We start from the raw sequence: 16,074 nt of genomic DNA, 5'->3' as shown, positions 1-16,074 counted from the left end.
ACCAGAAATTTGATATTTTTGTTTTTGTTTCATCTTTATCAGGAAAAACATCCAGATTATAAAACTAAAAGTAGTTTAAATATCAACATTAAACACTATTTAATAAAAATATCAGATATTGGTTATTTAACAGACACTTGACATAGAACTTGTCGTAAATTCAGTGATTTGTATGTAACTCGATACGTAACAATTAGATTAAAAGGTATGACCACCTGTACTTTGCAACTGTGCTTAGAAAGCTTGATTAAACCCACGCTTCTCGCTGTTTAACGATGACGCCATATATAAAGATTGATAATGTGGAAGTTCGTGTATTTCCTCATTAGCTTCTTACACTGCTTCTAGGCGACCATGATTAATCAAATCATAAATATTCTTTTCCCTGTTTTTGCTCTTGTCGGAGTTGGCTATTTGGTCGGTCGTTACATCAAGCCTGACTTTCGCCCAATAAACCGCATTAATATTGAGGTATTTACGCCAGCACTGGTATTTTCGTCACTCGTTAGCATGCCGCTCGATTCAAATCAGGGGCCGCTTCTTTTGGCGGCAATTGTCGCGGTTTTAATTCCCGCACTACTCATGATCCCGGTATGTCGATGGACGTCACTCTCGTTTAAAACCTGGGCGCCACCACATATGTTTCGCAATAGCGGAAATCTAGCTATTCCTTTGTTTACCTATACGTTTGGAGAAATTGCGCTGTCGTCAGCAGTGCTTTTATTTGTCGTGTCAGCATGCTTGCATATCAGCTTAGGCGTAATGCTGCTTAGTCATGGCAACCCTTTTAAGCAAATAGTCAAGATGCCAATCTTTTTAGCAGCGTCGTTGGCTCTGTTTCTCAACGTGTCAAATGTGGGTGCATGGGCGCCTTTATACGAAGCCACGGCTCTACTTGGGCAAGCGGCCGTACCCGTGATGCTTTTATCTCTGGGGGCACAAATGTGTCATTTAAGGTTGGACGGTTTAAAGATTGGTGTGTTGTGTACCGTGCAGTCACTGGCAACTGGTGCTGTCGCTTTTGCACTTATTTATTGGTTAATTCCCCTTCCAACGATGCAATTGCAAATGATGGTGCTCTTCACAATGCTGCCGCCAGCCGTCATGAATTACCTATTTGCGGAAAGGCTGAATATAGAACCCATGAAAGTGGCGTCAATGGTACTATTTAGCAACTTTTTCAGCATTCTTACGCTACCTCTTCTGCTTAGCTATACCCTCTCACTCGCTGCCTAACCGCCAACAAGCTATCGTTAGCGTGTATTAGCTGAAAAACAATACGTTCCTAATCTCGGGTAAGGGCCATCCCTAGTTTGGTCTAGTATTTTAAAGTAATGAGGGGTGGTGCGAGCAGTAAGGAACTTGAACAACGATAAGGTAATCCTAAAAATAAAAAACCCTGCCGAGCTGGCAGGGTTTTCATTTCTTAAGAAGATGCGTTACGCGAGATTAGTCACGTAGAGACGCACCAAACTTCTCAGAAACGTGAGCAACGATAGCGTCAACCGCACCCGCGATATCTGCATCTTCAAGCGTACGCTCAAGTGACTGTAGAGTCAGAGCGATTGCTAGGCTCTTCTTACCATCTTCAACGCCTTTACCTACGTAAACGTCGAACAGTTTCGCATCTTTAAGGAACTCGCCACCTTGCTCTAGACAAGCGTTAACGATGTCACCAGATGCAACAGCTTCATCCACTACTACCGCGATATCACGACGGTTTGAAGGGAATTTAGAAAGTGCTACCGCTTCTGGGATCACTTTGCTGTTAATTGCAGACCATTCGATTTCGAATACGATAGTACGACCATTTAGACCGAACTTACGCTCAAGCTCAGGGTGAACGGTACCGATCACACCCACTTCTTTGCCATCTACGATGATTGCCGCAGATTGACCTGGGTGAAGTGCTGGGTTAGCTTTTTTGCTTTCAGGTGACAGTGCAGCGAAAGAGTACGCTTTTTCGTTCGCAGATAGCTCTAGAATCGCTTCTAGATCGCCCTTAAGGTCGAAGAAATCAACCGTGTTAGTTTCGATATCCCAATGTTCTTCACCGCGAGTACCAGCAATAACACCTGCAAGCATAGGCTCTTGGCGCATGCCGTTTTCTGCAGTTTCACATGGGATGAAACGTAGGCCGTATTCGAATAGACGAACGCGTGGCTGTTGACGCTTCTGGTTGTGAACAACCGTGTTCAGCAGACCTTGGATAAGACCAAGACGCATTGCTGACATGTCTGCAGAAATTGGGTTTGGAAGCACTAGAGGCTCAACACCAGGTACAACTAGCTTTTGTTGCTCAGGCTCAACGAAGCTGTATGTAATTGCTTCGTGGTAACCACGGTCAACAAGAAGATCACGAACGCGTTTCAGTGGAAGATCCGCTTCAACGTGGTTGTGCATCTTAAGTGCTGCTGCTGGGTGTTGGTTAGGAATGTTGTCATAACCGTAGATACGGCCAACTTCTTCAATCAGGTCTTGCTCGATAGCGATATCGAAACGCCATGTTGGCGCTACTGCCATCCAACCTTCTTCTGAAGCTTCAACAGTCAAACCTAGACGCTCTAGGATTTCTACTACGTCGCTATCTGCAATGTGGTGACCTAGCAGGTTGTCTAGCTTAGTACGACGTAGAGCAACTTTGTTTGGCTTAGGTAGGTCTGCTTCAGACTCTACTGCAACAACAGGTGCTACTTCACCGCCACAGATCTCAACAAGAAGCTGAGTTGCACGCTCCATTGCGCTCACTTGTAGTGCGTAATCCACACCACGCTCGAAACGCATTGAAGAATCAGTGTGAAGACCGTAACTACGTGCGCGGCCACGGATGTGGTCAGGTGCAAAGAATGCACACTCTAGTAGAACGTCTTTAGTCTCAGTTGTTACACCAGACTCTTCACCACCAAAGATACCTGCGATTGCAAGTGCTTTGTTGTGGTCAGCAACTACTAGTGTATCTGCGTTTAGTTCTGCTTCGTTGCCGTCAAGAAGCGTTATCTTCTCACCTTGCTCAGCCATACGAACTACGATGCCACCTTCGATCTTCGCTAGATCGAATGCGTGCATTGGTTGGCCTTGCTCTAGAAGAACGTAGTTAGTGATGTCTACTACAGGGTCGATAGAGCGAATACCACAACGACGCAGTTTCTCTTGCATCCATAGTGGCGTTTCAGCTTGAACGTTTACGTTCTTAATAACACGACCTAGGTAACGAGGACACGCAGCTGGCGCTTTCACTTCGATAGACACTTTATCGTCGATTGAAGGGGCAACTGCTTCTACTGATGGCTCAGTCACGTCAGCACGGTTTAGTACGCCAACTTCACGAGCTAGACCACGAATGCTGAAACAGTCAGCGCGGTTTGCTGTTAAGTCTACGTCTACTGTTACGTCGTCTAGACCTAGGAATTCACGGAAATCAGTACCGACTACTGCGTCTTCTGCTAGTTCCATGATACCGTCTGACTCAACGTCGATACCTAGTTCAGTGAATGAACAAAGCATGCCGTGAGATGGCTGGCCACGTAGTTTCGCTTTTTTGATTTTGAAATCACCTGGAAGAACAGCACCAACTGTTGCTACTGCTACTTTCAGACCTTGGCGACAGTTAGGTGCGCCACAAACAATGTCTAGAAGCTCTTCTTCACCCACGTCAACTTTAGTTACGCGCAGTTTGTCTGCATCTGGGTGTTGACCACATTCAACAACGTGACCGACTTTAACGCCAGTAAAAGACCCTGCAACAGGTAGAACGTCGTCTACCTCTAGACCGGCCATTGTAATTTGGTGAGTTAGCTCGTCAGTAGTAACCGCAGGGTTTACCCACTCACGAAGCCATGATTCGCTGAATTTCATGTTGATGAACCCTCTGGATTACTTGAACTGTTTTAGGAAACGAAGATCGTTCTCGAAGAACGCACGTAGGTCGTTCACGCCGTAACGAAGCATTGTTAGACGCTCAACACCCATACCGAATGCGAAACCAGAGTATTTTTCAGGATCGATACCTACGCTACGTAGCACGTTCGGGTGAACCATACCGCAGCCTAGCACTTCTAACCATTTACCGTTTTTGCCTTTCACGTCTACTTCAGCTGAAGGCTCAGTGAATGGGAAGTAAGATGGACGGAAACGTACTTCTACTTCTTCTTCGAAGAAGTTACATAGGAAATCGTGCAGGATGCCTTTCAGCTGAGCAAAGTTTACGTTCTCATCAACCAGCATGCCTTCCACTTGGTGGAACATTGGCGTGTGCGTTTGGTCGTAGTCGTTACGGTATACACGGCCTGGTGCGATGAAACGGAATGGTGGTTTACCATTTTCCATCGTACGGATCTGTACGCCTGACGTGTGAGTACGAAGCATCAAATCTGGGTTGAAGAAGAAAGTATCGTGGTCAGTACGCGCTGGGTGATCAGCTGCGATGTTTAGCGCATCGAAGTTGTGGAATGCATCTTCGATCTCTGGGCCAGCCTCGGTGTTAAAACCAAGTTCGCCAAAGAACTTCTCAATACGCTCTACAGTACGAGTTACTGGGTGTAAACCACCGTTTTCAATACGACGACCTGGTAGTGTTACGTCGATTGTTTCTGCTGCTAGTTTCGCTTCAAGCTCAGCACGTTGTAGTGCATCTTTACGAGCTGCGATAGCTTGCTGAACTACGCCTTTCGCTTTATTGATCTCTTGACCAGCTTCACGGCGTTCTTCTGGTGGTAGTTTGCCTAGGCTTTGAAGTTGAGCAGTTAGCTCACCTTTTTTACCCAGATACTGAACACGCACTTCATCAAGTGCGACTAGCGATTCGGCAGCTTCAATTGCAGTGCTCGCGCTAGCAATGATCTCTTCTAGATGTTGCATCGTTTCCTCATCTACCTGTAGGTAGTGTCCATAAGGGAGTGATTGGTTTTTTGATAGCTGTACATAGTAGCCAAACCGGGCACCAATGCCAAATTGAATTACGAAAAGAAGAGGTTATTGAATAAAAAGAGCACAAAAACGTCAAAAATGTCATCTTTAGTTAATCTGCCGTTTAGTTGTGCCCTTTTGTTTTAGAAATAGTATTGAATAGATAGCTCGATAAAATCGTCATCTCTAGCGAAGTAGAGCAAATCATTTGGTGTTTCATTTTTAAACAACCAAGCATCAATTTGCCACTTAACGTGATTCGATATTCGGCTCGATGCTTCTAACTTAGCATTGTAAACATCATCGTTATCTAAATCCTTCGTAATTCCCGTCAATACTTCCGTTCCGTCCTCATCATTGAGCGCCCAACGAATACCTGCAAACACATCATTTTGACCGATAGTTTGTGCGTTGTTCCCACGACTGTCATAGAGGTACTCACCAATAACCCCCACATCCCAAACCGTGTCAAATGCACCGACGAAGGTATACTCAAAGCCCGTCACAAGACCGACATGATTATCAGCACTATCTCGATAAATACTTTCCAGTTTCCATAACCAATCGCCAACGATTCCTTGCACATCCAGACCGACATGACTCATCAGAGCGTAGTAAGGCTTTAATTCTCCGTACTCTAAACGAAAGTAAGGATCCCGGTTTGTTCCATATAAATAGCTTAGGCCTACGTCCCAATCGCCAAGCATTTTCGAATATCGAAAAGCCACATCTACGTGCTTCTCTTCTGTGCTTGATTCATAGATAGCATCATCAGAGACAACGGGTTCGGTTCGCAAGCGGCCATCTGTACCCGCAAACGTTCGTTCCCTAAAGTAAGGTAACAACATTGCGTGGACGGTGCCCCAGTCTTTGAAAGAGGTAAAATGTAACATCGGCTGACCGAGTTTATCTTCACCATCGACGGCTTCAATGGCATCTGTTTGGTTTACTACATCAACTAAATGGGCTGATTCAGTCACTCCCCAAAAGACCTTACTAATCCCAACTCGAAGCTCATAATCATCCCAATAAGTCAGATAAAGTGCCTCTCGTATGTCGCCATGACTTCGTTCATCGTCTAGACCATCCAGACGATAGAAAGGTGTGAAAGTAAAGTTTGCATCACCATTTTGCATCTCCCAGTAAAATTCTGGCTGCAAAACCAATGACGTTTGCGCTTTGCTCTGACCCTGAGAGCCCGTTTTAAAAAACTGACGATGCTCAATATTGACTTGTCCTGCGAGCTCGACGGCAGTCAGAGGCATCGAGTAAAAAAAGGCTGCTGCACTAAGCAACAACCCAACATTTAATCGCTTCATTTTTCCTCCACTACCTCACTCGCTTCAACACATTCTTATGAAAGTCATTGTCTTGTAATCCAGTGTTAAAACGCATTTCGCTAGTCGTTAGCTCAGTACTTTTTCCTGTTTGATGGTTTGTCATCGCCATAGTGTGCGCTCGCCAATATTGGTTGAGATATTGCTTGTAATCGGAAAAAGAAAGCGTTTTTAACAAAGAGCCTTTGCGGTCGTAAAACTCAACTTTAAGTGGACGATAATGCGCTTTATCTAACCACACCGTTTGCTTGGTATAACCTGAGTTCTTATCGGTCGGAATTTGCTCTACGACGAAAACATCTTGCCCGTTTATGCTGTCATCTTTTAGGTAGTTGAAACGGTATTTTTCAATCTCAAAGGAACTGAGATCCTCATACGCGAATTCACTGCCCATAAAAGGACCTGATTTGTTACGCGAGGAAATACGTTTCACACGTTTCAGTGCAGGAAGGTAAAGCCATTGGTCATCGGCACCCACCGTATGAGAATGGTTGAGAAACGCCGTGCCTTTTACATCTCTCGGTTCATCAAATATCGTGAGCCCTTTGTCACCATCGCCATCAACTTCAAGTGATTGTAAGCGCATTAAACGTGTGCTGCTTTCTCCTTGCGCGTTTCGCAGAATCATTTGCATCGTAGCAACAGAATCCCCCCACCCTTCATCACGGGCTTTGCGCTCTTGAGCAATCTCTAATCCTTTCGCTTGATCCGCTAACACCGCATGACTCATAAAAAGCGAGACAGAAAGTGCAGATACTTTTAAGGCATTTTTTAGTAAATTCATGTTCAATCCTTTGATTCGTTATGACTGAGTAACAGCCGTGGTTTGAGAGTCAGTTGATTTAAGCTTGTTTCGGCGGTCCACCTCGACGTAGACGCCTTTGTCAAACAACATCAGTAGAGTCGGTAGAAAGATGAAATCCACAACAAGGGCAATAAAGATGACAATGGCACTCAACTGTCCCATATCGGCATTTAAACGGAAGCTCGACATCGCCAGAACAGAGAAACCAGCAACAAGCACGACCGTCGTAATCCAGAGAGCGCGCCCCACGGTACGAAAGGCGTAGCGAACCGCTTGCTCCGCACTGTGGCCATCTTTACGAGCGTGTTGATATTTAGAAAGAAAGTGAACGGCGTCATCGACAACAACACCAAGCGTTAATGTCACAACGACAGACAATCCCAAGTTAATCTCGCCAGAAACCAGCGCCCAAATACCAAAACCAATAAGCGCAGGAGCAATATTCGGGACAAGACTAATTAAGCCAAGCTTGAACGAACGCAAGGCAAAGATCAGTAATGCAGAGATTAAGACAAGAGTAATGGGCAAGGTTGACAGCATGCTGGCCATATTCGTTTCACCAATATGCGCAAACATCAATGAAGGACTAGACGCAACAACATCATATTGAGGCGCGTTTTCGTTAAACCATTGGTAAATGCGATTTTCCAAATCAACAAGCTCGACGCTGCCCAAGTTCTCCACGGTGAGAACCATCTTGATCGACGACTTATCTACATTGATTTGGTTGTTCAAATCTAAACCATACGGTAGTGACATTTCATAAAGCAGCAGATATTGAGCCGCTAATTCTCTTTCTTGAGGGAGCGAGTAATAAGCCTGATCATCTCCATGCATGTTCTTGTTTAGGCGCTTATAAACATCGCTCAAGGTCGCAACATGGTCCATTTCTGGCTGCAACCTTAGCCAGTCAGTAAATTTACCCACGGAATTGAGAAAATTAGGATCGGCAATGCCCTGCGATTCGTTGGTTTTTATCGCGATACTGATGTTCGCCATGCCACTGATTCGCTCTTCCATAAAATCAGCCGCTCGGCGAAATTCATTGCTATGGCCAAAGTACTCGACGGATTCATCATTGACTTTGTTCAGCGGAATCAAGCTCGCACTCGCGACAATAACAAGCACCGACAACGGCAATAACGCATGTCGCTTTGACACCACGAAATCTCCTAAATGATCCATAAAGTGCTTTCTTTCATCAGAAGTATCCGACTTCACCGTAACCGGAAGGATATTAAGCAAGGCGGGAAGTAACGTGATGGAAAGGAAACAAGCAACCATGACGCCAAGGGCTGATAGGTTGCCGAAATCTCTCAGGATTGGAGAATCCGACATATTCATCATTAAAAAGCCGATCGCGGTGGTAATGGAGGTAATCAAGATAGGCATGAAATTGAGCGCAATACTTCGCTCAATAGAGTGGGCTTTACTAAAGCCGTTTTGCATAGACTGACGCATTGTCGCGATGATGTGTACACAGTCTGCGACGGCAAGCGTCATCACCAAGGTAGGCACATTAACGGTCGCCGTGCTTAAGAACATACCAGCCCATCCTGACAAGCCCATTGTAACCATAACCGAGCCGATAATAACGATGAGCGTCGCGATGACGCTAAGCAATGAGCGCAACATGATGGTCAGAAACACCAATATCACTAGTAACATAGTAGGCACTAATGTTGCGCTATCATCTTGGGCTGCGGTCATAAACGCGTAGTTCATTGCAATAATACCAGCCTTGTGGAATTCCGTGTCTGGGTACACTTGCTGATAACGTTCAATCATTCCGTTTATGTAAGCAACCACCTCTTGTACTTCAGCAGTTTTATCTATTTCAGGGAGTTGGACCGTAATGTTTACGACCGTGACATCTCCTTTTTCAGAAATCAGTGAACTTTTCAAAACCGGCTCACTCAACGCAATACTTTTGACTTTCTCTATTCGTTGAGGTGTCAATTCATATTCGCTATACAGTAAGTCTTCGACAAGAAGATCATCTTCAAACGCTTCGGTATGCTGGTAGTTGGCGAGGGAATCAACGCGGGTGGAGTATGGAACTTGCCACGCCTCGTCAGTGATCTGCTGAATAAGAGATAATGTGCTAGGAGTAAAAACAGTGCCGCTCTTTGGCGCTATAACCAAAGCAAGACTGTCAGATTTTGCAAAGGTGGTTTGAATTTCATCAAACGCAAGTAACTGCTCATTTGTTCCATCAAAGAAGATGTCGTAATCTCCTCTAAAGTAAAGATTTTTTCCTCCAATAGTTGCTATGACAATCAATAAAACGGTAGCAAGCATCACCAATACACTGTAATTCGTTGGTAGCTTACCCCACCCTGAACGGGCGTATTGTTGAACGTTGTGATGTGGCATCACACTCTCCTTTTGTGACGTTTCGTCAAATTTAAAAACTAAAAAAACAGCAAATGCTGTAAATAACCAGACAAACTCGACATGCAAACTTTAGATCGAATGAATTTGGCTACATAAGTCAGTTTTTAGTAACTTCCTATGCTTCTCGTGATCATTGGCTGAACGCCAACCCTCGAGATTTAATGACGATTCGTCACAATAGTGCGATAAAAAAGCCAACCATAACGTCAGATTGGCCTTTCCAGTTTATTAGCGATTCACTGACTCTAAATAAGCAAGCTCTTCACTAAATAACTCCTGCTCCACTCGACGCCAGGTTTTACGGTAGTCCCATTCTGTAGATAAAGGCGACCAACCTAAACCATCAAGTAACATATTCGCGTTGTGCAGTACTGAGAATGGGTCCTGAATTCGCTGAATACATCGACTGTTCGATGCATTTTGCGCCAAAGCGTTTGAACCGAATGCAATAGACCAGTTGGCGAATACAATAGCATCAGAACCAATTGCGGGAGAAAACTTAAGATCACCACATTCTACCGCATTGTTCACCAGCGCATCAGCACCATCTATTACTTGTTCTTCCAAGTTATTCAGTTCATTCACACGTTTAGGCGAAGCCTTCTCTAGAACCCAAGGCGTCTTTGCAACAATCGCACAGGTTGATAGTACTGGCTCCATACGAGCGTAAATACGATAACCTACATGCATCGCAATGATTTTTTCTCTGGTATTGCCATTAAATTTGGCGGTACGTTCGAAAAATATTGCTTCGCTTTTCAGCGAATGAATACAAAGCGCAAGAATCACATCTTCTTTGCTGCAAAAATGATTGTAGATCGTCCCTTTAGAATAAGGGCTTGACGCTGTAAGCTTGTCCATCGTTAAGTTGGCAAAGCCTTGCTCTTGAACTAAAGACTTAGCCAATTGAATAAGCTCTATCTCACGATCAGCAATCGCCTGTTGCTTTTTTGTTAGCCCTGAAGACACACGACATCCGTCTTGCTTGCTATATTTTTTACAGCGAAAGTTAAACATAATCCTTTGATCCGTATACCAACACACTCCCAATAATTGTAACACGATTCTTTAATACAGGAACGTAACTAAAGTTGACGAACCGTCACAAATGACACTTCGTCATAATAGATCAAAAAACAAACATTTCAAGTATGAATTTATAATTAGAAGATAAATAGCCACCAATTATGCATACCCAAGTAGCTACAGGATGCTTGGTTCAACGAGAATGGTTTCTTTGTAGAGGAAGCGAGAGAGGCTTTGGGAGGAACAACGAAGGAAATCAGCATGTTAAAAATAACGAAAGTAGATGCTGAACAGGTATTATTCGAAATAAGCCCAAAACACTTTAAGTCTGAATTAAGAGCAAACACCGCTGAATGCCCTACTTACAAAGTATTTGCTGTCTTAGGCTTTTTCTTTTGCAACGCCCTTTCAGAAACTCTCTTCAAAAAAGGCTCAAAATCTATATAGATAGGCTTGGCTTATCACCTGCAGCTGCGATGGCATAACGAATATCATCAATAAATCGCCCCTCTGTCTCAATAATGCCGTCAGAGAATGTGACTGGCTGATGTGGCCCAGCAAGTAGAACAATATTAGTAAAATCAGAGACATTAAAGTTCTCTGCTACAACATTTTTGGAATGAAAATCGATGACGGTCTTTGCGACTTGATCTTCCAGTAACAAAAGCTGTTCTTCGGTAATTTTCATACGCGCCAAAGCAACGCGAACACACTTATCGTGGGTAGTCGTCTGCTCTTTTATGATTTCGGTATATTTGTCGTTGAGCTTGGAGTTCTCTGCATAGCTATAATATAAAGGTCCGTGCAGCGTTATATTTTTATCTTCATCAACGTAAACGAGATCCAACAACTCTAATGCTTTTAAGTAATCGGACATGCTCTGCTCAGACAAGTCATACTTTTTCTTTAAAATAGAATAGCCGTCTTTACCTCGTAACATTCTCAATTCACGATAAAAGTCGTAAAGGTGAGGGAATTGAAAGAATACTTCATCCTGTGTGCGACTAAAGTAATCCTCGTCTTCACCTTGCAATTGATTTGCGAGCTTTTGTAGTTCATCTAACGTGCAATCAACCGCTCTACAATATTCCAGCAACTTATCTAAAGCGAGATTCGTGCTTGTAAGATGTCTCTTAAAGGTAGACAGTGGCATACCCATTTTCTCAGATAGCTCTCGATATGTTAGCCCTTTTGTTTTAATCGCTTGGCGTAATGCGGCTAGCAAGTATTCGGGAGTCAGATCTCTCATCTACAATTCCTTTTGGCAATGTTACAGCTGTATAGTATTTGTAACAATTTAGAACCGCTTGGCAAGGTATAAGTTCATATTTTTATAAGAAAAACATGAATTAATATACTGAAAGGAGAATTCACACAACAAATGAAAAATTCAATATGAATTCAATTTCATTATAGATATAAAATAATATGCAAAATAAAAGTAAAGCAATTACTCTAAATTGTCGTGATTAATTTTAATAGTAACGTAAAGTTGAGAATATAAACCTATTCGCTCTACAAAAATCTAGAATAATTAACCTAAAAGGAACAGAACGGTAAATGCATAATAATTCACCGCTCTCTATTGGCATTTTTGCAATGCTATTCAAGTAGACTAGTTCGCTAATTTCACCGCAGTACCAAATGCCAAAATTTCCGAAGAACCATCTACGATTGAGCTTGTGGTAAATCGAATCCCTACAATTGCATCGGCACCTTTAGACTCAGCGTCCGCCACCATGCGTTGTATAGCAATATCACGCGCGTCGGTCATCATTTCCGTGTAACCACGAATTTCGCCGCCAACAATGCTCTTGATACCCGCCATGAGGTCACGGCCAATATGTTTTGATTGAACAACATTACCAGTTACAACCCCTCTGATTTCAGAGATCTGCTTGCCAGGAATGCTTTCGGTCGTTGTGTAGATCATTTTTAATCCCTTATAAACGTAAAAATTTATACCCAAGCTACCTTATAACTAACATAAGGTGCTAACCAATAAATTGAGAAGACTGATAAACAATACTCTAAATAACCAAGCTAAAAGTCATTTGGGTATAAATTTTAGCAATAAAAAAGGAGAGCTAATGCTCTCCTTCTCTTAATCCTAAACTGCTAATTAAAGAGCAGCTTTCGCTTTTTCAACTAGAACTGCAAATGCAGCTTTGTCGAATACTGCGATGTCCGCAAGGATCTTACGGTCGATCTCGATAGATGCTTTCTTAAGACCGTTGATGAAACGGCTGTAAGATAGACCATTTTGACGAGATGCCGCATTGATACGTGCAATCCATAGTTGACGGAATTGACGTTTCTTAGCGCGACGGTCACGGTAAGCGTATTGACCAGCTTTAGTAACTGCTTGGAAAGCTACGCGGTAAACACGTGAACGCGCACCGTAGTAACCTTTAGCTTGTTTTAGAACTTTCTTATGACGTGCACGAGCTTGTACACCACGTTTTACGCGAGGCATTATGCTTCTCCTAAACTAAACGATTGATAACTAAAAAGAATTAAGCGTATGGCAACATACGGATTACTGCAGCCACTTCACATTTTGGAAGGATTGCATTCGGACGTAGTTGACGCTTGTTCTTAGTAGTACGCTTAGTCAGGATGTGACGTTTTGTAGCGTGCTTGTACTTAATACCACCAGCAGTTTTCTTAAAACGCTTAGCAGCACCTTTGTTGGTTTTCATCTTAGGCATGATGAATAACTCCGCATTGAGTAGGTTTAATAAACAACGTAATTAGGGCGAACAAAACCCAGCCGTTATGCCTTTATCGAAAGGAAAGCGGCTAGGTTTTAATTACTTGATGAGCCGTTAATTACTTCTTTTTAGGGGCTAGCACCATGATCATCTGGCGACCTTCAATCTTCTTAGGGAAAGATTCAACTACAGCAATTTCTGCAGTATCTTCCTTAAGACGATTTAGAACGTCAACACCGATGTCTTGGTGTGCCATCTCTCGGCCACGGAAGCGAATTGTTACTTTCACTTTGTTGCCTTCTTCAAGGAAACGCGTCAGGTTGCGTAGTTTTACCTGATAGTCTCCAATATCAGTTCCAGGACGGAATTTTACTTCCTTGATCTGGACCTGCTTTTGCTTCTTCTTCTGCTCTTTAGCAGTTTTGCTCTTCTCGAAGAGGAACTTACCATAGTCCATCACACGACAAACAGGTGGCTCGGCGTTAGGACTGATCTCAACGAGATCCATACCAGCTTCTTCAGCAGCTGCAATGGCTTCTTGAATCGATACAACACCAACTGATTCACCGTCAGCGCCTGTTAGTCGAACTTCACGAATACCACGAATTTCACCGTTGATACGGTGCGGGTTTTGTTTTACCGGCTGTTGGCCACGTCTTCCGCCTTTAATAGCTTATTCCTCCAGATTGAGCTTACGGCTAGAGATCTCGTCTTGGATGTATGCAATAAAATCATCCACTTTAAATTTACCAAGATCTTTACCTTTACGAGTACGCACTGCAATTTCGCCAGCTTCCATTTCTTGGTCACCAACAACAAGCATATACGGTACACGCTTCAAAGTATGTTCGCGGATTTTAAAGCCAATCTTCTCATTTCTCAAGTCCGCTTTAGCTCTAATTCCACTTTTTTGTAGTTTTTGTACTATTTCTTGAACATAACCTGACTGTTTATCAGTAATGTTCATAAGAACTGCTTGTTCTGGCGCCAACCAAGTTGGGAAGAAACCAGCATATTCTTCGATAAGGATACCGATGAAGCGCTCTAGTGAACCTAGAATCGCACGGTGAATCATTACCGGTACAAGACGTTCATTGTTTTCACCTACATAAGTAGCGCCTAGGCGACCTGGTAGGTTGAAGTCTAGCTGGACAGTACCACACTGCCACGCACGGTCTAGACAATCGTATAGTGTGAATTCAATCTTAGGGCCGTAGAACGCACCCTCGCCTTCTTGAATTTCGTATGGGATATCCATCGATTCAAGAGACTGCTTCAATGCTTCTTCAGATTGATCCCAGATTTCATCTGAACCTACACGTTTCTCTGGACGAGTAGACAGTTTCACTACGATGTTGTCGAAACCAAATGTTTGGTACGTATCGTACACCATCTTGATACAGTTTGTTACTTCTTCTTGAATTTGGCTCTCAGTACAGAAAATGTGAGCGTCATCCTGAGTAAAGCCACGTACACGCATAATACCGTGTAGTGCACCAGATGGTTCGTTACGGTGACATGAGCCAAACTCAGCCATACGTAGCGGTAGGTCGCGGTACGATTTTAGACCTTGGTTGAAGATCTGTACGTGACCTGGACAGTTCATTGGCTTAATCGCGTATTCACGGTTCTCAGAAGAAGTTGTGAACATTGCATCAGCGTATTTATCCCAGTGACCTGAGCGTTCCCAAAGAACACGGTCCATCATAAGTGGACCTTTCACTTCTTGGTAACCGTACTCATCTAGCTTAGCGCGGATGAATACTTCTAGATCACGGAAGATAGACCAACCATTGTGATGCCAGAACACCATACCCGGTGCTTCTTGCTGCATGTGGAATAGGTCTAGTTGCTTACCAATCTTACGGTGATCACGCTTCGCCGCTTCTTCTAGGCGAGTTAGGTGCGCTTTCAGTGCTTTCTTGTCGTGGAAAGCCGTACCGTAGATACGTTGAAGCATTTTGTTGTCGCTGTTACCACGCCAGTAAGCACCTGCAACATTCAGCAAAGTGAAGTGTTGACAGAAGCTCATATTAGGAACGTGAGGACCACGACACATGTCGATGTATTCTTCATGGTGGTAAAGGCCTGGACGATCATCGCGAGATACGTTTTCGTCTAGGATTTCAACTTTGTATGGTTCGCCACGTGATTCAAACGTATCACGCGCTTCCTGCCAGCTTACTTTTTTCTTAACCACTTCGTACTTGGTTTTCGCTAGCTCTTTCATACGCTTTTCAATCTTTTCAAGATCTTCTTGCGTTAGAGATTCGTCTAGGTCGATATCGTAGTAGAAGCCATTGTCGATGGTTGGACCGATCGCCATTTTAGCTTGAGGGTAAAGCTGCTTAAGAGCGTGACCAAGAAGGTGAGCACAAGAGTGACGAACGATTTCTAGACCGTCTACTTCATCTTTAACTGTGATGATTTCAAGGCTTGCGTCTTCTTCAATTAGATCACACGCATCAACGCGGTTACCGTTTACACGACCAGCGATAGTTGCTTTTGCAAGACCAGGACCGATCGATTGCGCAACTTCCATAGTAGAAACTAGGTTGTCAAATTGACGCTGACTGCCGTCAGGAAGAGTAATAATAGGCATGCTATGTCCTTTACAGTGGTGTTGCACACCAAGCAACACATGTTATTCAAATTAGAAGCTATTTGTTGAAAATAGTTGAGAGTCAATAAAGGCCTCTCGGTAACACGAATACCGGACCGTTATCGAAAATGGGATTGTACCTAGCTCACATTTAGAATGCAAAGCGCGATTTTGTTTTGTCATAAGAACTTAACCGCAGACCCGTCACGACAATCTGATCATGCTTTTAAGGGACCAACGGAATTGCCCCTCAATGAACTTACACAACAAATTACAATATCGCCTATT

The 16,074-nt window shown here is 43.5% G+C and carries 14 protein-coding genes; 2 read left to right on the top strand and 12 right to left on the bottom strand.

Going from position 1 to position 16,074, the window contains the following annotated elements; all coding sequences use genetic code 11:
- The first annotated feature begins 354 nt into the window (after nt 1–354).
- Nucleotides 355–1,236, top strand: coding sequence for an AEC family transporter (locus R7Q47_RS04425; RefSeq protein WP_318088661.1), 882 nt, complete (start codon nt 355–357; stop codon nt 1,234–1,236).
- A 213-nt stretch (nt 1,237–1,449) separates the two neighbouring features.
- On the opposite strand, the gene pheT is transcribed toward R7Q47_RS04425, so the two are convergent.
- The 6 genes from pheT to R7Q47_RS04395 form a co-directional block, all read right to left on the bottom strand.
- The gene (gene pheT, locus R7Q47_RS04420) at nt 1,450–3,855 is read right to left on the bottom strand and encodes a phenylalanine--tRNA ligase subunit beta (RefSeq protein WP_248487538.1); all 2,406 of its coding nucleotides are present in this window, start codon (nt 3,853–3,855) and stop codon (nt 1,450–1,452) included.
- Nucleotides 3,856–3,873: 18 nt separating this feature from the next.
- Entirely contained in the window at nt 3,874–4,857 is a 984-nt protein-coding gene (gene pheS / locus R7Q47_RS04415) for a phenylalanine--tRNA ligase subunit alpha (protein WP_005385470.1), read from the bottom strand.
- A gap of 191 nt (nt 4,858–5,048) precedes the next feature.
- Nucleotides 5,049–6,224 carry a hypothetical protein gene (locus tag R7Q47_RS04410; protein WP_411912867.1) on the bottom strand — a complete coding sequence of 392 codons (1,176 nt, stop codon included), beginning with the start codon at nt 6,222–6,224 and terminating at the stop codon, nt 5,049–5,051.
- Between the two features lie 10 nt (nt 6,225–6,234).
- The gene (locus R7Q47_RS04405) at nt 6,235–7,026 is read right to left on the bottom strand and encodes an outer membrane lipoprotein-sorting protein (RefSeq protein ID WP_213889993.1); all 792 of its coding nucleotides are present in this window, start codon (nt 7,024–7,026) and stop codon (nt 6,235–6,237) included.
- 18 nt (nt 7,027–7,044) lie between these two features.
- Nucleotides 7,045–9,423 carry an efflux RND transporter permease subunit gene (locus tag R7Q47_RS04400; protein WP_248487536.1) on the bottom strand — a complete coding sequence of 793 codons (2,379 nt, stop codon included), beginning with the start codon at nt 9,421–9,423 and terminating at the stop codon, nt 7,045–7,047.
- 249 nt (nt 9,424–9,672) lie between these two features.
- Nucleotides 9,673–10,461, bottom strand: coding sequence for a TetR/AcrR family transcriptional regulator (locus tag R7Q47_RS04395; RefSeq protein ID WP_005377913.1), 789 nt, complete (start codon nt 10,459–10,461; stop codon nt 9,673–9,675).
- A 270-nt stretch (nt 10,462–10,731) separates the two neighbouring features.
- On the opposite strand from R7Q47_RS04395, the gene R7Q47_RS04390 reads away from it, so the two are divergent.
- On the top strand, nt 10,732–10,917 hold the full coding sequence (locus R7Q47_RS04390) for a hypothetical protein (RefSeq protein ID WP_005377915.1): 186 nt from the start codon (nt 10,732–10,734) through the stop codon (nt 10,915–10,917).
- Here R7Q47_RS04390 and R7Q47_RS04385 read toward each other — a convergent pair.
- The 6 genes from R7Q47_RS04385 to thrS form a co-directional block, all read right to left on the bottom strand.
- Nucleotides 10,910–11,719 carry a helix-turn-helix domain-containing protein gene (locus R7Q47_RS04385; protein WP_005385480.1) on the bottom strand — a complete coding sequence of 270 codons (810 nt, stop codon included), beginning with the start codon at nt 11,717–11,719 and terminating at the stop codon, nt 10,910–10,912. The genes R7Q47_RS04390 and R7Q47_RS04385 overlap by 8 nt on opposite strands.
- 366 nt (nt 11,720–12,085) lie before the next feature.
- Entirely contained in the window at nt 12,086–12,403 is a 318-nt protein-coding gene (locus R7Q47_RS04380) for a heavy metal-binding domain-containing protein (RefSeq protein WP_130546017.1), read from the bottom strand.
- A 189-nt stretch (nt 12,404–12,592) separates the two neighbouring features.
- Nucleotides 12,593–12,946 carry a 50S ribosomal protein L20 gene (gene rplT / locus R7Q47_RS04375; RefSeq protein WP_004727974.1) on the bottom strand — a complete coding sequence of 118 codons (354 nt, stop codon included), beginning with the start codon at nt 12,944–12,946 and terminating at the stop codon, nt 12,593–12,595.
- A gap of 40 nt (nt 12,947–12,986) precedes the next feature.
- Entirely contained in the window at nt 12,987–13,181 is a 195-nt protein-coding gene (gene rpmI, locus R7Q47_RS04370; protein WP_005377932.1) for a 50S ribosomal protein L35, read from the bottom strand.
- A gap of 121 nt (nt 13,182–13,302) precedes the next feature.
- Nucleotides 13,303–13,854 (bottom strand): translation initiation factor IF-3, encoded by a 552-nt coding sequence (infC, locus tag R7Q47_RS04365; protein ID WP_080276913.1) that lies wholly within the window; start codon nt 13,852–13,854, stop codon nt 13,303–13,305.
- 3 nt (nt 13,855–13,857) lie between these two features.
- Nucleotides 13,858–15,786: a threonine--tRNA ligase gene (thrS, locus tag R7Q47_RS04360; RefSeq protein WP_248487534.1), complete on the bottom strand. Its 1,929-nt coding sequence runs from the start codon at nt 15,784–15,786 to the stop codon at nt 13,858–13,860.
- Nucleotides 15,787–16,074: the final 288 nt, after the last annotated feature.

It is taken from the genome of Vibrio sp. Vb0349 (assembly GCF_033338975.1).
This window is presented reverse-complemented; position numbering and strand designations above follow the sequence as displayed.

What these genes read in the sequence shown, in the direction of transcription:
- rplT (WP_004727974.1), bottom strand. Translation starts at nt 12,946, where the DNA reads ATGCCTCGCGTAAAACGTGGTGTACAAGCTCGTGCACGTCATAAGAAA.
- R7Q47_RS04400 (WP_248487536.1), bottom strand. Translation starts at nt 9,423, where the DNA reads ATGCCACATCACAACGTTCAACAATACGCCCGTTCAGGGTGGGGTAAG.
- R7Q47_RS04405 (WP_213889993.1), bottom strand. Translation starts at nt 7,026, where the DNA reads ATGAATTTACTAAAAAATGCCTTAAAAGTATCTGCACTTTCTGTCTCG.
- pheT (WP_248487538.1), bottom strand. Translation starts at nt 3,855, where the DNA reads ATGAAATTCAGCGAATCATGGCTTCGTGAGTGGGTAAACCCTGCGGTT.
- R7Q47_RS04395 (WP_005377913.1), bottom strand. Translation starts at nt 10,461, where the DNA reads ATGTTTAACTTTCGCTGTAAAAAATATAGCAAGCAAGACGGATGTCGT.
- R7Q47_RS04410 (WP_411912867.1), bottom strand. Translation starts at nt 6,224, where the DNA reads ATGAAGCGATTAAATGTTGGGTTGTTGCTTAGTGCAGCAGCCTTTTTT.
- thrS (WP_248487534.1), bottom strand. Translation starts at nt 15,786, where the DNA reads ATGCCTATTATTACTCTTCCTGACGGCAGTCAGCGTCAATTTGACAAC.
- R7Q47_RS04425 (WP_318088661.1), top strand. Translation starts at nt 355, where the DNA reads ATGATTAATCAAATCATAAATATTCTTTTCCCTGTTTTTGCTCTTGTC.
- R7Q47_RS04390 (WP_005377915.1), top strand. Translation starts at nt 10,732, where the DNA reads ATGTTAAAAATAACGAAAGTAGATGCTGAACAGGTATTATTCGAAATA.
- R7Q47_RS04385 (WP_005385480.1), bottom strand. Translation starts at nt 11,719, where the DNA reads ATGAGAGATCTGACTCCCGAATACTTGCTAGCCGCATTACGCCAAGCG.
- rpmI (WP_005377932.1), bottom strand. Translation starts at nt 13,181, where the DNA reads ATGCCTAAGATGAAAACCAACAAAGGTGCTGCTAAGCGTTTTAAGAAA.
- pheS (WP_005385470.1), bottom strand. Translation starts at nt 4,857, where the DNA reads ATGCAACATCTAGAAGAGATCATTGCTAGCGCGAGCACTGCAATTGAA.
- R7Q47_RS04380 (WP_130546017.1), bottom strand. Translation starts at nt 12,403, where the DNA reads ATGATCTACACAACGACCGAAAGCATTCCTGGCAAGCAGATCTCTGAA.